Source organism: Actinoplanes sp. NPDC026619, from assembly GCF_040638295.1.
Lineage (GTDB): Bacteria > Actinomycetota > Actinomycetes > Mycobacteriales > Micromonosporaceae > Actinoplanes.
The window spans coordinates 102,274-119,446 of the sequence record NZ_JBEZYA010000005.1 but is presented as its reverse complement, the minus strand read 5'-3'; the positions used below and the strand labels follow the sequence as shown (position 1 = coordinate 119,446).

Below are 17,173 nucleotides of genomic sequence, written 5' to 3'. Positions count from 1 at the left end.
GTTCTGGGGCGCGGAGCCTGCAGCGCAGTTGTTCGCATCGCGCTGGAAGACGGCGCGCGGAGAACCGGTTTCGGCGGCCTACCTGGGGTGACTGGAATTCCGCGATCGGGCCAGTACGGCCACGAGTCCGGCCGCGGCGAGCGCGGCCCAGGCTGTGCGCCCGGCCGCCCAGTGCGGACCGGGTTCGGCGGTCAGCCACGGCCCGAACGGCAGGGCTCCGTCGAACAACAACAGCAGGGCCACGACGGCGCTGCCGGTCACCCCCGGGTCGGCGTGGCCGATGCACCACATCCCGGTCGCGCAGGCCACGACGCACATCCCGGCTGTCTCCAGCGCCAGACCGGCCCAGGGCACGCCCGGCACCCGCCTCGCCTGCGCGGCGGCGAACGCCGCCCACCACAGCGCCGCCGCAAGCAGGGCGCAGCCGGCCGGGGCAAGTCGGCGCCGCCGGCGCGAGTACGGAGTGGCGTCGAGGACGGCCGCCGCCGGGTCGCGCAGCGGCGCCGCCGCCGTGGCGGCCACGACGAGGTTGATCCAGTGCCCGGTGAACAATGTGCCGGTCACGTCGTCGGCCCAGCCCAGGACCAGCGCGGTCACCGCGACGGCGAGTGCGGTGGCCGCGGCGCCGGCAAGCCAGCCGGGGCGGGCCAGGCGCCACCGGTACGTGTACATCAGCCGAGCTGTAACCAGGCCGCGGCGGCCGTCACGGCTACGACGGCTCCCGCGGTGACGAACAGCGCCCGGCGCGGGCCACCGGCGCGCAGCAGAGCCGCAAACCCGGCCAGCGTGCCGAGTCCGAGCAGGTAGGACAGGTGCCACATCTCCTGGCCGAGCGGTTGCCGGGGCAGCATGCCCTGGTCGGACGCGTACCAGACCGGCCACAGCGACAACCACGTCCGCGCGTGCACCACCTCGGGCCCGCCGGACTGGGACACCGCGGTGAACGGGAAGTACGTGGCCATGGTGCCGAACCACAGCACGAGCGTGGTCAGCGGGAGCATTCCCGGCCAGGGCAGCCAGCGGGCGACGGCAATACCGAGCAGGCCCGCGCCGAGCACGATCGCCGGCACCTGCAGATACTCCAGGACGGTGCGCTGGTACACCCGGTCGCCGGCCACGGGGGTGAGCGCGGTGACGAACCTGCCCAGCACCAGGAGCAGCGCCGCGCCGGCGAGCCCCACGACGACCGGGCCGCGCATCAAGCCGACGATGGCGCCGAGCGTGCGCTGCCGGACATCGACCGGGACACTGTCCAAGACCTCGCGGACCCGGGACCGGTGGGTGGCGGCGGCGACCCGGTTCGTCACCACGAATGTCACCGGCGCATAGACGAGCAGCAGACTCGAGGACACGACCATGTAGGCGCCGTTTGCGGGCGTGCCACCCTGGTGGTTCACCAGCAGGGTGCCGGCCCACGTGAGGATGTAGAGCATCGCGATGGGATAGGCCGGATGACGCAGCATCCGGTGGGCTTCGAACGCGCCGAGCCGCCGTACGGCCGGAGTCCAGGTCGGTGCGCTCATCGGTTCGTCACCTCCGCGGACGGTTCGGCTGCGTCGACGAGCAGCAGATAACCGTCCTCGAGCAGCGGTTGCACCAGTCGGGCGCCCGGCGGTGGCGTGCCGACCTGGCGCAGCGGGCCGTCGCCCGTGCGCCAGGCGAGTCGGGCGCCCGGATCGCGCCGGTCGGCGATCCACACCCGTCCGGTCGCCGCGTCGGCGAGCTGCCGCGGGGCGCCGTCGAAGCGCACCTGGCCCTCGTGCAGCACCACGACCCGCGGGCAGAACGCGGCGACGTCCTCGGTCTGGTGGGTGGACACGACCACGCACCGGTCCTCGGCCAGCGCGGAGATCGTGTCGCGGAAACGGAGCCGCTGCTCCGGGTCCAGGCTCACGGTCGGCTCGTCGAGGACGAGCAGCCGGGGATTGCCGAGCAGCGCCTGCGCGATCACCAGCCGCCGCTTCATGCCGCCGGACAGCCGACGGATCCGCCGGCGCGCGACCTGGCTCAGGCCCATCACGGCCAGGACGCGCCGCACCTCGTCGTGCCGGGTGCGGCGGTCGGTCATCTCCTTGAGGATCGCCACGTAGTCGACGTACTCGAAGGCGGTGAAGCCACTCGGGAAGCCGGTCTCCTGAGGCACGTAGCCGAGGCCGCGACGGATGTCGACGCGGGGCAGCGGATCGGCGGCGTCCTGGCCGAGCAGGTGAACACCGCCGGAGTCGGCCTCGGCCACCGTGGCGAGTATCCGCAGCAGGGTGGTCTTGCCGGCGCCGTTGGGACCCAGCAGTCCGAGGAGGCCGGCGCCGGCCTCGAGCGAGATCGCGTTCAGCACACGGCGCCGCCCGTAGCTCTTGCTCACGGCGGTGAGCCTGATGTCGGTCACAGCAGCCTCCTTGTCCGGCCGGCACCGATGACCGCGGCGGTCACCGCGACGATGACGATCACGAGGGACAGCACCTGCACGGCCGGGGAGAAGGCGCTCAGCACCGATCCGGTGGAGACCCGCGCCGCCGTCACAGCGGAGATCCAGAGCCCGGCGAGGCCGATGATCGACGTCCGCGCGCCGACGAACCGCTCGACGGCCAGCCCGAGAACCGCCAAGGCGAGACCGGGCAGCAACCACAACGCCGCCTGCGCCGTTCCCGGCAGGACCACGCCTCCCACCACCAGCAGCAACGCGGTCATCGGCAACACCGGCAGGCAACGCAGCAGGACGAGCCGGATCCGCGGGTACGGTGCGGCCGCCACGACGTCGTACATGGGAAAGGCACCCGGCCCGTACGCCAGCGCGACCCCGGTCAGCGGCACCAGCGGCGCCACGGTCAGGAACCAGATCGTGGCCCGGCCGTCGGTGTAGCGCGCGACGATCGCGAAGGCGGCCACCAGCATGCAGCCGGCCACCCACGCACGGCGGGCCGCCGAGGCGCCGGTGGCCAGCCGCGCCGCGTGCGTGGACAACCCGAGCGCGATGAGCACCCGCTCGAAGGCCGACTGCCGCGGCCGGTCCAGCACATCCACCACATCGACCCACGCCCGGGCGAGCAGCGCCGGGTCGGCGTGCGAGGCGATGCCGCCGCGGCAGAGTGCGCACCCGGCCAGGTGCTGCTCGACCGACGCGGCTCTGGCCCGGTCGAGCCGGCCCTGCGCGTACGCGCTCAGCAGCGCGTCATCGGCGTGCCAATCGGTCATGACAGCGCCTCCCTCAGCAACGTGCGGGCGCGAGCCATCCTGGTCTTGACCGTGCCCTGCGGGATGTGCAGGAGCCGGCCGGCCTCCCGTGTGGTCAATCCGTCCAGCACGGTCGCCTGCACCACCGCGTGCAACTCGGGCGAGAGGCGGTTCAGGGCCGTGGACAGCTCGGCGTACTCGACCCCGAGCAACAACTCGTCCTCGGCGGACGCCACGACCGGATCGGGGACGTTCGCCAGCGGGCGGTGCGCCGGCCGCTTGGCGATCAGATCGACCAGGCGCCGGACCGCGATCCCCCACAGCCACGCCGCGACATCGCCGTCGCCACGCCACCGGCCCGCACCCCGCCACGCGGCCACGAACGTTTCCTGCAGCGCCTCGGCGATCACGTCGTCATCGCCGCAACGCCGGCGTAATCGGACCTGCAACCAGGGCGCATGCCGCTCGTAGAGTTCCGCGAGCGCGTTCTGATCGCCACGCGCGGTCAACCTGATGAGGGCGGCGTCGTCCACGATGACCCCCTGTCGGACCGTCCTGAACAGTCTGTCCAGGAAACGGCTCGATCGGTTCATGAACATCGCAGCGATTACATGATTACACGCTTACAGGCTCTAGGATGGACGGATGACGAACCCTCCCAGCCTGTACGAGTGGGCCGGCGGCGCCGAGGCCTTCGAGCGACTCACCGACCGGTTCTACGAGAAGGTGGTGGCCGACGACGTGGTCGGCCCGCTCTTCGCGCACATGGACCCGGCCCATCCGCGCTACGTCGCGATGTGGCTGGCCGAGGTGTTCGGCGGCCCCGAGCGCTACACCAAGGAACGCGGCGGCTACGCCCACATGCTCGGCCATCACCTCGGCAAGGCGATCACCGAGCCGCAGCGCCGCCGCTGGGTCAACCTGCTGGCCGACGCCGCCGACGACGTGGGGCTGCCCGCCGATCCCGAGTTCCGGGCCGCGTTCATGGGCTACCTCGAGTGGGGCACCCGGCTGGCCCTCGCCAATTCGCAGCCGGGCGCGACCCCACCCCCGCAGGCCCCGGTGCCGCACTGGGGCTGGGGCGTGGCGCCGCCCTACCTGGGCTGAAGCCCGAGGGCCTCGAAGGAATGGCTTCGCCAGATCACATACGAGGCCATCTCCGGGTACGCGGTGACCGCGCCGTCGACGTCGAAGATCTGGGTCAGTCGCTCCGACGGGGTGTAGGCGGGCCAGCCCGGATCGCCGTGGGTGGCGAAGGCGGTCCAGGCGGCCCGCATCCGGGCGGACAGTTCGACCGCCTCCGGGCCGGGCGGTGAGCCGATGAGCATGGCGGGCTGCCCGCTGGTGAGGTTGCCGAACACCAGCGGCACGTCGAGGCCGTGGCAGGCGCCGAGGGCGCCGCCCAGGCCCGGGGCGGGCCAGGTCAGCTCGTAGAAGTAGGCCCGGCCGCCGCCGGCGACGTGCGCGTCGGCCAGGTGCACGGTCGGCATCCGGAACAGCCAGTCGGAGTGGACCAGCTCGTAGATCTGGTCGGGCCCGGCATCCGGATAGGAACTGGCGTAGGGGCCGGGGGCGAGCATCTCGAGCGCGGTCTCCACCGGGCCGGGCGGGCCGCCGAACGCGGTGAACAGCCGCTGCTCGTCGCGGGTGTGCCCGGCCAGCAGGGTGACGTCGCGGGCGGCGCCGGCGGCCAGGGCCTGCCACGGTGTGGCCGGCAGGACGTCGCCGTCGACGACCGGCGCGAACACGATCGACCGGTAGGCGGGCGCGCCCCACCGGTCCACGTGCGTGTCCGCGACGGCGGTGACGGCGTCACCGGCGGCGGCGAGCCGGAGCGGGTCCACCTCGGCGAGGTCCGCGGCGGTCGGCTTGCGCCCCAGCTCGGCCGCGCAGGCCCCGGCGATGTCGGCGGCGAGCGCGGGCGCGAAGAACGGGCCGGGCATGCTCTGCACGACGGCGGCCCGGAACAGCCCGGCGGCGCGGGGCATGGCCAGCAGGGCGGCGACCGACCCGCCACCGGCAGACTCGCCGAAGATCGTCACCCGGGCCGGGTCGCCGCCGAAGGCCGCGATGTTGTCGCGCACCCATTCCAGCGCCGCGACCTGGTCGAGCAGCCCCCGGTTGGCCGGCGCGCCCTCGATCGCGGCGAAGCCCTCCATCTGGAGGCGGTAATTGAAGGTCACCAGGACGACGCCGTCCCGGGCGAGGTGACCGCCGTCGTACTCGGCCCGGCTCGACGACCCGATCGTGTAGGCCCCGCCGTAGATCCACACCAGCACCGGGAGCTTCGCCGACGGCGCGGGCTCGGGTGACCACACGTTGACCGTCAGCCAGTCGTCGCCCGACGGACCGCCGCCCCCGCCGAACACGTAGCTCTGCGGCGGTGGTGCCCCGAACGACTCGGCCGGCCGCTCGCCGTCCCAGCTCTCGGGCGGGCGCGGCGCGGCGAACCGGTCCGGCCCGACCGGCGGCGCCGCGTAGGGGATCCCGCGGAACACCGCGACCCCCGATTCCCAGCGGCCGCGCAGCGTTCCACCGGTGACCCGGACAGCAATCGACATGGCCGGATCCTGACGCAGAACCGGCCGGCGGGCCACCGATTTACCCGGCACGGCTTGGCCGGATATTTCCGGATCTCGATCTCCAATTGTTTCCCTCCGATTGCGAGAGTGTGGCCGCCGTCTTACGTTCGGGCTCAAACCGGTTTAGAAGATTCGGGGAGGTGCCATGACCAGGCCGGACCGGCCCACGATCCGCGACGTCGCGCGCGTCGCCGGCGTCTCCAAGGGCACCGTGTCGTTCGTCCTGAACGGACGGCCCGGCGTCGCCGAGGCGACCCGGTTGCGCATTCTCGACGCCGCGAGCGAGCTCGGCTGGACGCCGAGTCACCGGGCCCGCGCGCTGTCGGTCTCCCGCTCGTTCGCGGTCGGCCTGGTCCTCGCGCGACCGCCCGAGGTCCTCGGCGCCGACCCGTTCTTCCCGGCGTTCATCGCCGGCGTCGAGCGGACCCTCTCCGACCGCGGCCAGGTCCTGGTCCTGCAGGTGGTGCCGGAGGACGAGGAGGAGGCGGGCTACCGCCGGCTGCACGCCGACGGCCGGGTCGACGGGGTGTTCCTGCTCGATCTGCGCGTCGCCGACCCGCGCATCGCCCTGCTGCGGGATTTGGGGATGCCGGCCGTCACCATCGCCCGCCCGGACGTGCCCAGCGACTTCCCGGCGCTGCTGGTCGACGACCGGCCGGGCATCGCCGCCGCGGTGCGGCACCTGATCGGCCTCGGGCACCGCGACATCGCCCACGTGGCCGGTCCCGCCCACTTCCTGCACGGACGCGTCCGGCGGCAGGCGTGGGCGGAAACGCTGGGCACGCAAGGACGGGTCGTCGAGGCCGACTTCTCGGCGGCCGGCGGCGCGGCGGCCACCCGGGCGCTGCTGGACACGGCCGACCGGCCGACCGCGATCGTCTACGCCAACGACCTGATGGCCATCGCCGGGCTGTCGGTCGCGCAGGAGCTCGGCATCGCCGTGCCCGCGCAACTGTCCATCACCGGTTTCGACAACACCGATCTGGCGGCGTACGTGAATCCGCCGCTCACCACGGTCCGGACCGATCCGTTCGTCTGGGGACGGTCGGCCGCGGGCGCCCTGCTCGACCTCATCGAGGACGGCATCACCGACGACGTGCCGGTGCCCGACACGCACCTGGTCGTCCGCGCCTCCACCACCTCCCCGCAACGAAGCTAGGAGCCACGATGAAACGCACCCTCCCGGCCGTACTCCTCTCCATGACCCTTGTTGTTGCCGCCGGCTGTGACGGCAGCGGCGGCGGCGACGCCAAGACGGCGAACGCCGCGTCCGGTCCGATCACCGTCTGGCTGTCCAACAACCAGGAAGAACTGGCCTGGGGCAAGGCCATGGTCGACGCCTGGAACACCGCGCACGCCGACCAGAAGATCACCGCGCAGGAGATTCCGGCCGGCAAGAGCTCCGAAGAGGTCATCGGCGCCGCGATCACCGCCGGCAACGCGCCGTGCCTGATCTTCAACACTTCGCCGGCCGCGGTGCCGCAGTTCCAGAAGCAGGGCGGCCTGGTCGCGCTGGACACGTTCGACGGCGCCGCGGCCTACATCGCCGACCGGACCGGCGAGACCGCTGATCAATACAAGTCACCGGACGGCAAGTTCTACCAGATGCCGTGGAAGTCCAACCCGGTCATGATCTTCTACAACAAGGACGTCTTCGCGAAGGCCGGTCTCGACCCGGAAAAGCCGGCCCTGAGCACGTACGACGATTTCCTCGCCGCCGCCCGCAAGATCAAGGCGTCGGGGGCCGCGCCGTTCGCCATCTACCCGGCGCCGACCAGCGAGTTCTACCAGTCCTGGTTCGACTTCTACCCGCTGTACGCCGCGGAGACCGGCGGCAAGCAACTGGTCGAGGACAACAAGGCCACCTTCAACTCGCCCGAAGGGCAGAAGGTCGCCAACTTCTGGAAGACGCTGTACGACGAGGGCCTGGCCCCCAAGGAGGCGTACAACGGCGACGCGTTCGCCGACAAGAAGTCGGCCATGGCGATCGTCGGCCCGTGGGCGATCGCGGTCTACGGCAGCAAGGTGAAGTGGGGCGCGGTGCCGGTGCCGACCTCCACCGGCAAGCCGGCCGATCAGATCAAGACATTCAGCGACGCGAAGAACGTGGCGATGTACAGCGCCTGCCAGAACCGGGCCACCGCCTGGGAGGTCATCAAGTTCGCCACCAGCAAGGAGCAGGACGGGGCGCTGCTGACCACGACCGGTCAGATGCCGCTGCGCAAGGACCTGGCCGCCGCCTACCCCGACTACTTCAGCCAGAAGCCGGAGTACAAGCAGTTCGCCGACTTCGCGGCCCGCACGGTCGAGGTGCCGAACGTGCCCAACTCGGTGGCGATCTGGCAGGCCTTCCGGGACGCGTACTCCCAGTCGGTGATCTTCGGTAAGCAGCCGATCGCGGACTCCTTCGGAACAGCCGCGCAGAAGGTCGACCAGCTGGCGAGCGGGTCCTGATGACGGCCGCCCTCGGTGGCGGCGCGAAGCGGAGCCGGGCGGCGGCCATTCTCGGCCGCCACCCGGTCGGGATGATCCTGTCCGCGCCGTACGCCGTCTACATCGCCGTGATCTTCGCGTATCCGTTCGGGTTCGCGGTGTGGATGAGCTTCCACGACTACTTCTTCGCCGCGCCCGGGGCCATCGTCGACCACCCGTTCGTCGGCCTCGACAACTACCGGGCGGTGCTGAGCGATCCGGGCGTGCGGCAGGCGTTCGGCAACATCGTGGTCTTCCTGGTGATCAACGTGCCGCTGACCACCGCGCTGGCGATCGTGCTGGCGGTGGCGCTGAACAGCGTGGTGCACGCCCGGACGTTCCTGCGGGTCGCGTTCTACGTCCCGTACGTGACGGCCAGCGTGGCCGTGGTCGGCGTGTGGATGTTCCTGTTCAACTCGGGCGGCCTGGTCAACTCCGCCCTGGGTCCCCTGGCCCCGGATCCGTCCTGGCTGGTCAACGACCACCTGGCCATGCCGGTCATCGCGATCTTCGTGACCTGGAAGCAGCTCGGCTTCTTCATCCTGCTCTACCTGGCCGCGCTGCAGAACGTGCCGAAGGAGCTGTACGAGTCGGCCTCGGTCGACGGCGCGAACGCGTGGAACCGGTTCTGGTCGGTGACCGTGCCGGCGGTCCGACCGGCCACCGCGCTGGTGGTGATCCTGGCGCTGATCACCGGCGCGAACCTGTTCACCGAGCCCTACCTGCTGACCGGGGGCGGCGGCCCGAACGGCGCGTCCGCCTCGCCGGTCCTGGTCATGTACCAGCGGGGCCTGCAGCAGGGCGAACCCGACTTCGCGGCCGCCCTCGGGGTGCTGCTGGTCATCGGGGTGCTGGTCGTCGCGTACATCAATCGTCGTTTCATCGAAAGGGACTGAGAGATGACTCGATGGTTGCGCTACGTCGTGCTGTTCGCCGGCGCGCTCGCGTTCCTGTTCCCCTTCTACTACATGCTGATCGGCTCGCTGCAGTCCGCGCCGGACACCTCGGTGCGCGGCGCGTTCCCGACCCACGGGCTGACGCTGGACAACTACGCCGACATCAACTCCCGCGTCGACCTGCTGCGCTCGCTGATCAACTCGGGGATCTTCACCGGCGGGGTGCTGCTGGGCACCGTCGTGTTCGGTGTCCTCGCCGGTTACGCCCTGGCCCGCCTGCACTTCCGCGGCCGCGGCACCCTGTTCGTGGTGGTCCTGCTCGTGCAGGTCATCCCGTTCCAGCTGATGCTCATCCCGCTGTACGTGCTGATCGTGCGCGGCTACGGCCTGGCCGACTCGTACCTCGGGATGATCCTGCCGTTCGCGATCAACACCACGGCGGTGTTCGTCTTCCGGCAGTTCTTCCTGCAGTTGCCGGACGAGCTGTTCGCCGCCGCCCGCCTCGACGGCGCCGGTGAGCTGCGGATCCTCTGGTCGGTGGCGTTGCCGCTGGTGCGGCCGGCGCTGCTGACCGCGGTGCTGCTGACGTTCATCGGCCCGTGGAACGAGTTCCTGTGGCCGTTCCTGGTCACCAAACAGGCCGACATGCAACCCCTCGCGGTCTCGCTGGCCAACTACATCAGCAACGTGGCCTCGCGGGCCTCCAACCCGTTCGGCGCGATCCTGGCCGGCGCGTGCGTGCTCGCCGCGCCCGCGGTCGCCCTGTTCATCGCGTTCCAGCGCCACTTCGTGTCCACCGACCTCGGATCCGGGGTGAAGGGATGAAAGACGCTTTCCCGTACGCGATGACCAGGCTCGGCGTCGTGATGGAACCGGACCCGTCCTCGCCGCTGGAGGCGTTCGGCGTCCTCAACCCGGCCAGCGGCCGCACCCCCGACGGGCGGCTGCACCTGCTGCCCCGGATGGTCGCGGCCGGCAACGTCTCCCGGGTCGGCCTCGCCGAGGTCGAGCTGCGCGACGGGGTGCCGGTCGGGGTCCGGCGCGAGGGCGTCATCCTGGCGCCGGACGAGGGCTGGGAACGCGGCCTGTCCAACGCCGGGGTGGAGGACCCGCGGACCACGTGGGTGCCCCGGTTGGGGCGGCACCTCATGACGTACGTCGCCTTCGGACCGCTCGGCCCCCGCCTCGCCCTCGCCGTCTCCGACGATCTGCGCAGCTGGCGGCGGCTCGGCCCGGTGCAGTTCAACTACCAGCCCGGCCTGGACACCGACCTCAACCTGTTCCCCAACAAGGACGCCGTCTTCTTCCCCGAGCCGGTTCCGGGGCCGGACGGCCGCGACTGCTACGCGATGCTGCACCGGCCGATGTGGGACCTCGGCTGGCTGCGCGCCGGCGAAGGAGTGCACCTGCCCGCCGGGATCACCGACGAGCGGGCCGGCATCTGGATCTCCTACGTGCCGGCCGACGAGGTCGAGGCCGACATCACCACGCTGGTCCGGCTGCGCGACCACCGCTGTGTGGCGCTGCCCGAATTCGCCTACGAGGAGCTCAAGATCGGGGCGGGGCCGCCGCCGCTGCGGGTGCCCGAGGGCTGGCTGGTCCTCCATCACGGCGTCACCGGCTACATCCCGCCCGGCTGGGACCCGACCGGCCAGGACGTCACCTACGCCGCCGGGGCGATGCTGCTCGACCCGGCCGACCCGGGCCGCGTCCTGGCCCGTACCGCCGAACCGATCTTCGTGCCGGAAACCGCCGAGGAACGGCACGGCGTCGTGCCCAAGGTCGTCTTCCCGACCGCGATCGAGCAGGTCGACGGCGTCCACTACGTCTTCTACGGCATGGCCGACACCAAGATCGGCGTCGCCCGCCTGGACCGAATTGAAGGAGTGCGCGATGAAACGCCGTTCCGTTCTGATGAGCAGTGGACTGGCACTGACCGCTCCGCTGCTGGGTTCCACGCCGGCTGAAGCTCGTCCGGCGGCCCGCCTCACCAATCTCGCCCACCTCGACTTCCTGCGCGATCGGGTCAGCCCGCCCGTGCAGGCCGGCCACACCACCTATCGGAACGGGCCGATCGGCGTGCTGTGGACCTACGCCGAACCCAACCCCGACGGCACCTACCGGCGGATCGGCGGCGGAACCTACGACGCCGCCACCGGCACCTACGGACAGGGCGCCTACAACTCCGACGACATCGCCCGCGCCGCCGTGGTCTACCTGCGACATTGGCGGCAGACCGGCTCCGTGAGCAGCCGGGATGCCTCCTACCAGCTGCTCCGCGGCCTCACCTACCTGCAGACCGCGACCGGCCCGAACGCCGGCAACGTGATCCTGTGGATGCAGCCCGACGGCACCCTGCACCCGAGCGCCGACCCACCGGAGCAGCCGTCGCCCTCCGACAGCGGCCCGTCGTACTGGCTGGCCCGCACGGTGTGGGCGCTCGGCGAGGGCTACGCCGCCTGGCGCACCGCCGACCCGGGCTTCGCCACGTTCCTGCGGCAACGCCTCGACCTGGCGATCACCGCGCTCGACCGTCAGGTGCTGACCCGCTACGGCACCTGGCAGACCGTCGACGGCCGGCGCACCCCCGCCTGGCTGATCGTCGACGGCGCCGACGCCACCGCCGAGGCAGTGCTGGGCCTCGCCGCCTACTGTTCCGCAGGTGGGCCGGCACGGCGGGCGTTGCGGCAGTTCGCCGAGGGGATTGCGGCGCTGGCCGACGGAGGGGTGCGGACGTGGCCGTTCGGCGCCGTACTCCCGTGGGCTCTGTCTCTGTCGGACTGGCATGCGTGGGCGTCGCAGATGCCCGCCGCTCTCGCCCGGGCCGGCGCCGTCCTCGGCGACGGCAGCCTGATCCGCCCGGCCGTGACCGACGCCGCGACCTTCACCCCGTGGCTGCTCACCTCCGGCGGCCCGGACAACGGCCGCCTGCCCACCCGAACAGACAAGAGCCAGATTGCGTACGGCGTGGACTCCCGCCTCCAGTCCCTCCTCGCCGTCGCCGCCGCGACCGGCCGCACCGGTTTCCGCCGGCTGGCCGGGATCCTGGCCGCCTGGTACTTCGGCGCCAACGCGTCCGGCGCACCCGCCTACGACCCGGCGACCGGCCGCACGGTCGACGGCATCGCCGGCGACGGCACGGTCAACCACAACGCCGGCGCCGAATCCACCATCCACGGCCTGCTCAGCATGCTGGCCCTCGACGCCCATCCGGACGTGGCCGCCGCCGCCCGCCAGGGGCACATCGCCGACCGGGTGGGTTCCACGACGGTCGAGGCCGAGGCGGGCGCGCTCGCCGACGGCGCCACCGTGGTCACCCCGCCGTCGGCGTGGACCGGCGAATCCCAGTTCAGCGGCAGTTACGTCCAGATGCCGCCGGGCGCCTCGGTCCGCTGGCAGTTGCCACCGCACACCCAGGACCGCCTGGTCCTGCCGGTGATCAACCGCCAACCCGGCAGCACGACGGTGACCCGCTGGTCCGCGGCCGGCCGCGACCTCGGAACTCTCCGCCACCAGATCGGCGCGCAGGGCGTCTCCCCCGCGCCCGGCGCCCTGCTTCCGGTGACGCTCGCCGGCTCACTGCCGGCCGGCCGGGACAGCCTGACCGCCATCGCCACCGGCGGCGACGCGGTGGTCGACGCGATCATGCTCGAACCGCTGGTCTCCCGCTACGTGATCACCGGCGGGGGCCACACGACCACCCTGCTGCGCAGCGTCACCCGCACCACCGCCACCGTCGCCGGCCCGGCCGAGGCCGACGTCTACGACGCGGCCGGCATCCAGCAATCCCACGTGACCGGCCACGGCCCCACCCTGCGAGCCCCGGTCGTGCCCGGCGGCTTCACCGTAGTCACGGCCTGATGTAGGCGGCGCCCGCCGCTCAGCCCGGCGGGCGCAGGGCGGTGATGCCGGTCAGGATGAGGTCGACGCCGGCGAGGAACTGAGCTCGGTCGTCGTGGTCGCGGAACTGGGCGGCGATGTCGTGCAGGAACGGGAATTCGGCCGGGTCCAGGCTTCGCCAGGCGGACGCCTCGGTCGCCAGGAACGTGGTGCGGTCGAGGCCGGGCTGCGTGGTGCGGGCGATGGCGGCGTTCGCCGCGTTCACGGCGTTCTGGCGTGCGGCGCCGACGATGTAGCTCATCAGGGCGGACGCCGACGTGAACTGGGCCTCGAACGGAACTCCGAGCGCCTGGACCTGCTGCCCGATCCGCTCGAAGATCCCCAGCGTCACCGACCGGAACGGGCCGCGGGAGAGCTGCGCCGCCAGCCACGGGTGCTCGTCGATCGCGTCGAACAGCCCGAGCGCGACGGCCCGGATCGCTTCCTCCGGTGAGGCGCCCTCGGCGACGACGGCCGGGCCGGCGAGGACGGCGTCGGTGGCCGCGGCGAGCAGCTCGTCCTTGTTCGCCACGTGCCAGTAGATCGCGCCCGGGCCGGTCTTGAACCGCTCGGTCAGCGCCCGGAACGTCAGCCCGCCCTCGCCCGCCGCGTCGAGCAGCTCGACGGCGGCGCCGACGATGCGCTCCCTGGACAGGGCGTCCGCGGTGTTACGTGCCATACCCCCATCTTGACATGCCTGGAACGGCGTTCCAAACTAACCACTGGAACGCCGTTCCAGACGTACCCGAGAAAGGGGTTGAAAATGAGCACTGAAGTGCTGGAGGTGCGCGCCACCTCGCTGCGGGCGGTCTGGCCCGCGATCCTTGGGCTGTCGGTGGTCTTCCTGGTGGAGATGCTCGACAACTCGGTGCTGAACGTGGCCCTGCCGACCATCGCCCGCGACCTCGACGCCTCCGCGTCGGACCTGCAGTGGATCACTTCCGGCTATTCGCTGCTCTTCGGCGGCCTGATGATCGCGTTCGGCGCGATCGCCGACCGATTCGGCACCCGCCGGGTCATGCTGGTCGGCCTCGGCCTGTTCGCGCTGGCCAGCCTGGCCGTCCTGGCCGTGCGCACGCCCGGCGAGCTGGTCGGCGTGCGGGCCGCGGTCGGCATCACCGCGGCGATGACCGCCCCCGGCACCATGGCCCTGGGCTTCCGCCTGTTCGACCAGGACAACCTGATCATGCGGGCGACCGCCTTCATCTCCACGGTCGGCCTGGTCGGCCTGGCCGCCGGCCCGACCCTCGGCGGCCTGGTGCTGTCGGTGCTGCCCTGGCAGACGCTGCTGGTGATGAACGTGCCGATCGCCCTGCTGGCGATCGTCTGCATCCGTTACGGCATTCCCGCCGACAAGCCGGAGCACCGCAACCCGGCCCCGCTCGACCTGCCCGGCGCGCTTCTCGGCACGGCCACGATCATCCTCGCCCTCTGGACCGCCACCCTCGCCGTCGAGGACGGCTGGAAACACCCCACTCCCTGGCTGTCCGCCGCCGGCGCCGTGGTCTGCGCCGTCGTCTTCGTCGCGCACGAACGGCGTACCGCTCACCCGATCTTCGATTTTGCTCTGATCCGGCGCCCGAAGGTCTCGGCCAGCCTCGCCTACCAGGCCGGACTCGGCCTCGGTCTGGCCGCCCTGAGCTACAGCGTCACTCTCCAGTTGCAGCTGGTCTGGGGCTGGAGCCCGGCCGAGGCGGCGCTCGGCAACCTCCCGCAGATCGTCACCATGATCGCGATCGGCCCGTTCGTGGAGAAGCTCGTCGACAAGCTCGGCACCCACCGGGCCGGCCCGCTCGGCGCCACCGCGGTGATCGCCGGCCTGCTCGTCTACGCCCTGCTCGGCCGCTACCACTACGCCTGGATCGCGGTGGCCCTCGTGCTCGCCTCGGCCGGCATGCGCGTCGTCATGATCATCGCAGCGGTCGGCGTCATGCGCGGCCTGCCCGAGGACCAGACGTCGATGGGCGCCGCCCTGACCGACACCAGCCAGGAGGTGGCCACCAGCGTCGGCATGGCCGTGACCGGCACCATCGTCGCCGCCTCGCTGACCGGCGCCCTGACCGACATCGGCCACAGCGCAACCATCACCGGATCGTTCGAGAACGCCGTCACGGTGGCCACCCTGAGCCTGACCGCGGTCTGCGCCGCGCTGGCGATCTGGGCCGCCCGCCGCAGTAGCCTCCCCGAGTGACGATCGAGCTGGTGCCCCGCTTCCCCGTCGACGACCGCGAGCTGAGCGCCCTGCACGCCCGGGCGTTCGGCGCCGACCCCGGCACGGTCCAGCCGTGGGCGGCCCGCCTCGACCGGCACGCGCTGACCTGGATCGGCGCTTTCGAGGCCGGCCGGCTGACCGGTTTCGTCCAGGTCTGCTGGGACGGCGGCAACCACGCCTTCCTCCTCGACACCGCGGTGGACCCCGAAAATCAACACCAGGGCATCGGTGTACGCCTGGTCCAAGCCGCCGCCGAGCAGGCCCGAGCCGCCGGCTGCGAATGGCTGCACGTCGACTTCGAACCCCACCTCCAGCACTTCTACCTGGACAGTTGCGGCTTCCGCCCCACTCAGGCCGGCCTGCTCCGCCTGACGCACGGCGCAGCATGACGGGCGGAGCAGCGACGAGGGAAGCCGGATCATCGAAAGCATCTGATGATCTGCCCGGCTACGCAGGCACCCCATCACCCGTGATCCGAAACAGCGCCCAGGCAGCTGCGCTGCCTCCATCGTCGAAGCTGGCGAAGTCGTCGGCGCGAGCGCACGCGGTTTCGATCTAGGGAATTTGGCGTTCGGATTTCGCGGGAAATCACCAAGATCGAGGGCCTGAACGGCGAAATGTCAGGCTTGACCAATTCTCGGGAGGTGCCTGGTCCGCATCGTGGGCGGTTCGGCCACGGTCCGGGACGGCGGTCCATTGACCGGGATGGGTGACCGCCATGTGGTCGGCGCACCCAGAAGGTGGTCAGCCGGGCTGTCTGCCCGGCGACGGTTCGCCACGGAGCGGCCGATGACCAGATCGAGCCCGCCGATCCGGCGCGGGCGGCTCGCCGTCTGGGACCACCGGACGCCGGCTGGTCCTTCAGCCATCGCGCAAGGCGCCTATGACCAGCGCGACAGGGAAGCCAGTCGAGGCACCAGCTTCGCGGCGACCGGCGGGCCGCGAATCCGCTAGGAGTCTCCGCCGAGGAAGTCGTAGGCGACGAAGTCGGTGAGCGGGACGAAGCCGAGTGGCTCGTAGAGGGCGGTGCTCGTCGGATTCCCCGGGTCGGCGAACAGGACGACGTCGGTGGCGCCGGCGGCCAGGGCTGCACTGCTCACCGCCACCGTCACGGCGCCCGCGTAGCCGCGGCCCCGCAGGTGCGCCGGGGTGTAGACCGGATCCACCCGGACCATCCTCGCGACCATCGATGTCGTGCCCGCCATCGAGGCCGGCGTGCCGTCCGGCGTCTCCCAGAACGTGAAGTGCTTGGCGGCGAAGGCCGACTCGGCCCAGGAACTGGGCGGCGCGTCGCCGACCGCGGTGGCGAACTCGCCGCACCAGCGGATGACCTCGTCGAGGTCCCGCTCCCCCACCCGGCCGGCCGCGGCGGGCGCCGGCGGAGTGAGCGTGCGGAGCCGGTAGAGACGAACCCGGGTGCCGGCCACCGGCGTCGCGCCGGTGCGCCGCTGCCAGGCCGCGGCGAACGCGGCGGCGGTCGGCTCGTCCGCGGTGACGCCGGGCAGCGACGGGCCGAGGGAAGCCAGCCGATCCGCGAGCGCGTCCGCCTGCTCCGCCGACAACGGCGTGGGCATCAGGCGACGGGACGGCCGCCGGTAGAAGGCCGCGCCACCTGCAGGGTGGCCAGCTCCCGCCCATGCCGCTCGACGACCTGCGCCACGAACGCCGCCCAGGCCGCCACCTCACCGCCGGCGTCCCGGTAGCAGAGCACCAGGTCCCACCCGAGCCCGGTGCCGGCGAGCGCCGCGACCTGCGCGAGCGCGGCCGCGGTGGAATCCGCGCCCGACCACAACACGTACCTCCGCGGAAGCAGCGCCGGCCCGTCCCCCTGCAGCTCCTGGAACGCCCGCTCGATCGCCGCGAAGTCGTCCGGCGGGCCGGACGCGACCCCGTCCGGCCGCCCGCCGGCCAGGCCGAGCGGAAAGACTCCGAAAACCAGCGGCGCAGTCATCACCCGAGCG

Annotated in this window: 18 protein-coding genes; 9 read left to right on the top strand and 9 right to left on the bottom strand. The window is 71.9% G+C overall.

What is annotated here, in order from left to right:
• Window positions 1-78: 78 nt before the first annotated feature.
• Genes AB0E90_RS13455 through AB0E90_RS13435 form a run of 5 tightly spaced genes read right to left on the bottom strand, consistent with a single transcriptional unit; the run spans window position 79 to window position 3,704 of the window.
• The gene (locus AB0E90_RS13455) at window positions 79-672 is read right to left on the bottom strand and encodes a hypothetical protein (RefSeq protein ID WP_360403600.1); all 594 of its coding nucleotides are present in this window, start codon (window positions 670-672) and stop codon (window positions 79-81) included.
• Window positions 672-1,523: a hypothetical protein gene (locus tag AB0E90_RS13450; protein ID WP_360403598.1), complete on the bottom strand. Its 852-nt coding sequence runs from the start codon at window positions 1,521-1,523 to the stop codon at window positions 672-674. Before AB0E90_RS13450 ends, AB0E90_RS13455 begins: the two co-directional genes overlap by 1 nt.
• The gene (locus AB0E90_RS13445; protein WP_360403596.1) at window positions 1,520-2,386 is read right to left on the bottom strand and encodes an ATP-binding cassette domain-containing protein; all 867 of its coding nucleotides are present in this window, start codon (window positions 2,384-2,386) and stop codon (window positions 1,520-1,522) included. The genes AB0E90_RS13450 and AB0E90_RS13445 overlap by 4 nt, the downstream gene beginning before the upstream one ends.
• Window positions 2,383-3,192, bottom strand: a complete 810-nt coding sequence (locus tag AB0E90_RS13440; RefSeq protein WP_360403594.1) for a zf-HC2 domain-containing protein — start codon at window positions 3,190-3,192, stop codon at window positions 2,383-2,385. The genes AB0E90_RS13445 and AB0E90_RS13440 overlap by 4 nt, the downstream gene beginning before the upstream one ends.
• A complete protein-coding gene (locus AB0E90_RS13435) occupies window positions 3,189-3,704 on the bottom strand; it encodes an RNA polymerase sigma factor (protein ID WP_360403592.1) in 516 nt (171 codons plus the stop codon). The genes AB0E90_RS13440 and AB0E90_RS13435 overlap by 4 nt, the downstream gene beginning before the upstream one ends.
• A 112-nt stretch (window positions 3,705-3,816) precedes the next feature.
• On the opposite strand from AB0E90_RS13435, the gene AB0E90_RS13430 reads away from it, so the two are divergent.
• Window positions 3,817-4,278 carry a group II truncated hemoglobin gene (locus AB0E90_RS13430; protein ID WP_360403590.1) on the top strand — a complete coding sequence of 154 codons (462 nt, stop codon included), beginning with the start codon at window positions 3,817-3,819 and terminating at the stop codon, window positions 4,276-4,278.
• On the opposite strand, the gene AB0E90_RS13425 is transcribed toward AB0E90_RS13430, so the two are convergent.
• On the bottom strand, window positions 4,266-5,732 hold the full coding sequence (locus AB0E90_RS13425; RefSeq protein WP_360403588.1) for a carboxylesterase family protein: 1,467 nt from the start codon (window positions 5,730-5,732) through the stop codon (window positions 4,266-4,268). The genes AB0E90_RS13430 and AB0E90_RS13425 overlap by 13 nt on opposite strands.
• Before the next feature lie 166 nt (window positions 5,733-5,898).
• Between AB0E90_RS13425 and AB0E90_RS13420 the strand changes: the two genes are divergently transcribed.
• The 6 genes from AB0E90_RS13420 to AB0E90_RS13395 are packed head-to-tail and all read left to right on the top strand — an operon-like array spanning window position 5,899 to window position 12,982.
• Window positions 5,899-6,912 carry a LacI family DNA-binding transcriptional regulator gene (locus AB0E90_RS13420; RefSeq protein WP_360403586.1) on the top strand — a complete coding sequence of 338 codons (1,014 nt, stop codon included), beginning with the start codon at window positions 5,899-5,901 and terminating at the stop codon, window positions 6,910-6,912.
• An 8-nt stretch (window positions 6,913-6,920) separates the two neighbouring features.
• Window positions 6,921-8,207 carry a sugar ABC transporter substrate-binding protein gene (locus AB0E90_RS13415; protein WP_360403584.1) on the top strand — a complete coding sequence of 429 codons (1,287 nt, stop codon included), beginning with the start codon at window positions 6,921-6,923 and terminating at the stop codon, window positions 8,205-8,207.
• Window positions 8,207-9,121, top strand: coding sequence for a sugar ABC transporter permease (locus tag AB0E90_RS13410; protein WP_360403582.1), 915 nt, complete (start codon window positions 8,207-8,209; stop codon window positions 9,119-9,121). The genes AB0E90_RS13415 and AB0E90_RS13410 overlap by 1 nt, the downstream gene beginning before the upstream one ends.
• 3 nt (window positions 9,122-9,124) lie before the next feature.
• On the top strand, window positions 9,125-9,946 hold the full coding sequence (locus tag AB0E90_RS13405) for a carbohydrate ABC transporter permease (RefSeq protein WP_360403580.1): 822 nt from the start codon (window positions 9,125-9,127) through the stop codon (window positions 9,944-9,946).
• Entirely contained in the window at window positions 9,943-11,088 is a 1,146-nt protein-coding gene (locus tag AB0E90_RS13400) for a hypothetical protein (RefSeq protein WP_360403578.1), read from the top strand. The genes AB0E90_RS13405 and AB0E90_RS13400 overlap by 4 nt, the downstream gene beginning before the upstream one ends.
• Window positions 11,015-12,982, top strand: coding sequence for a hypothetical protein (locus tag AB0E90_RS13395; protein WP_360403576.1), 1,968 nt, complete (start codon window positions 11,015-11,017; stop codon window positions 12,980-12,982). The genes AB0E90_RS13400 and AB0E90_RS13395 overlap by 74 nt, the downstream gene beginning before the upstream one ends.
• A 19-nt stretch (window positions 12,983-13,001) precedes the next feature.
• Here AB0E90_RS13395 and AB0E90_RS13390 read toward each other — a convergent pair whose 3' ends face one another.
• On the bottom strand, window positions 13,002-13,679 hold the full coding sequence (locus AB0E90_RS13390; protein WP_360403574.1) for a TetR family transcriptional regulator: 678 nt from the start codon (window positions 13,677-13,679) through the stop codon (window positions 13,002-13,004).
• A gap of 84 nt (window positions 13,680-13,763) precedes the next feature.
• Between AB0E90_RS13390 and AB0E90_RS13385 the strand changes: the two genes are divergently transcribed.
• Together AB0E90_RS13385 and AB0E90_RS13380 are read left to right on the top strand one after the other, a co-directional pair.
• Complete coding sequence (locus AB0E90_RS13385; protein ID WP_360403572.1) at window positions 13,764-15,191, top strand: MFS transporter; 1,428 nt, start codon at window positions 13,764-13,766, stop codon at window positions 15,189-15,191.
• Window positions 15,188-15,601 (top strand): GNAT family N-acetyltransferase, encoded by a 414-nt coding sequence (locus AB0E90_RS13380; RefSeq protein WP_360403570.1) that lies wholly within the window; start codon window positions 15,188-15,190, stop codon window positions 15,599-15,601. The genes AB0E90_RS13385 and AB0E90_RS13380 overlap by 4 nt, the downstream gene beginning before the upstream one ends.
• A gap of 561 nt (window positions 15,602-16,162) precedes the next feature.
• On the opposite strand, the gene AB0E90_RS13375 is transcribed toward AB0E90_RS13380, so the two are convergent.
• Window positions 16,163-16,786 (bottom strand): GNAT family N-acetyltransferase, encoded by a 624-nt coding sequence (locus AB0E90_RS13375; RefSeq protein WP_360403568.1) that lies wholly within the window; start codon window positions 16,784-16,786, stop codon window positions 16,163-16,165.
• Window positions 16,786-17,163, bottom strand: coding sequence for a hypothetical protein (locus AB0E90_RS13370; protein WP_360403566.1), 378 nt, complete (start codon window positions 17,161-17,163; stop codon window positions 16,786-16,788). The genes AB0E90_RS13375 and AB0E90_RS13370 overlap by 1 nt, the downstream gene beginning before the upstream one ends.
• Between the last annotated feature and the right edge of the window lie 10 nt (window positions 17,164-17,173).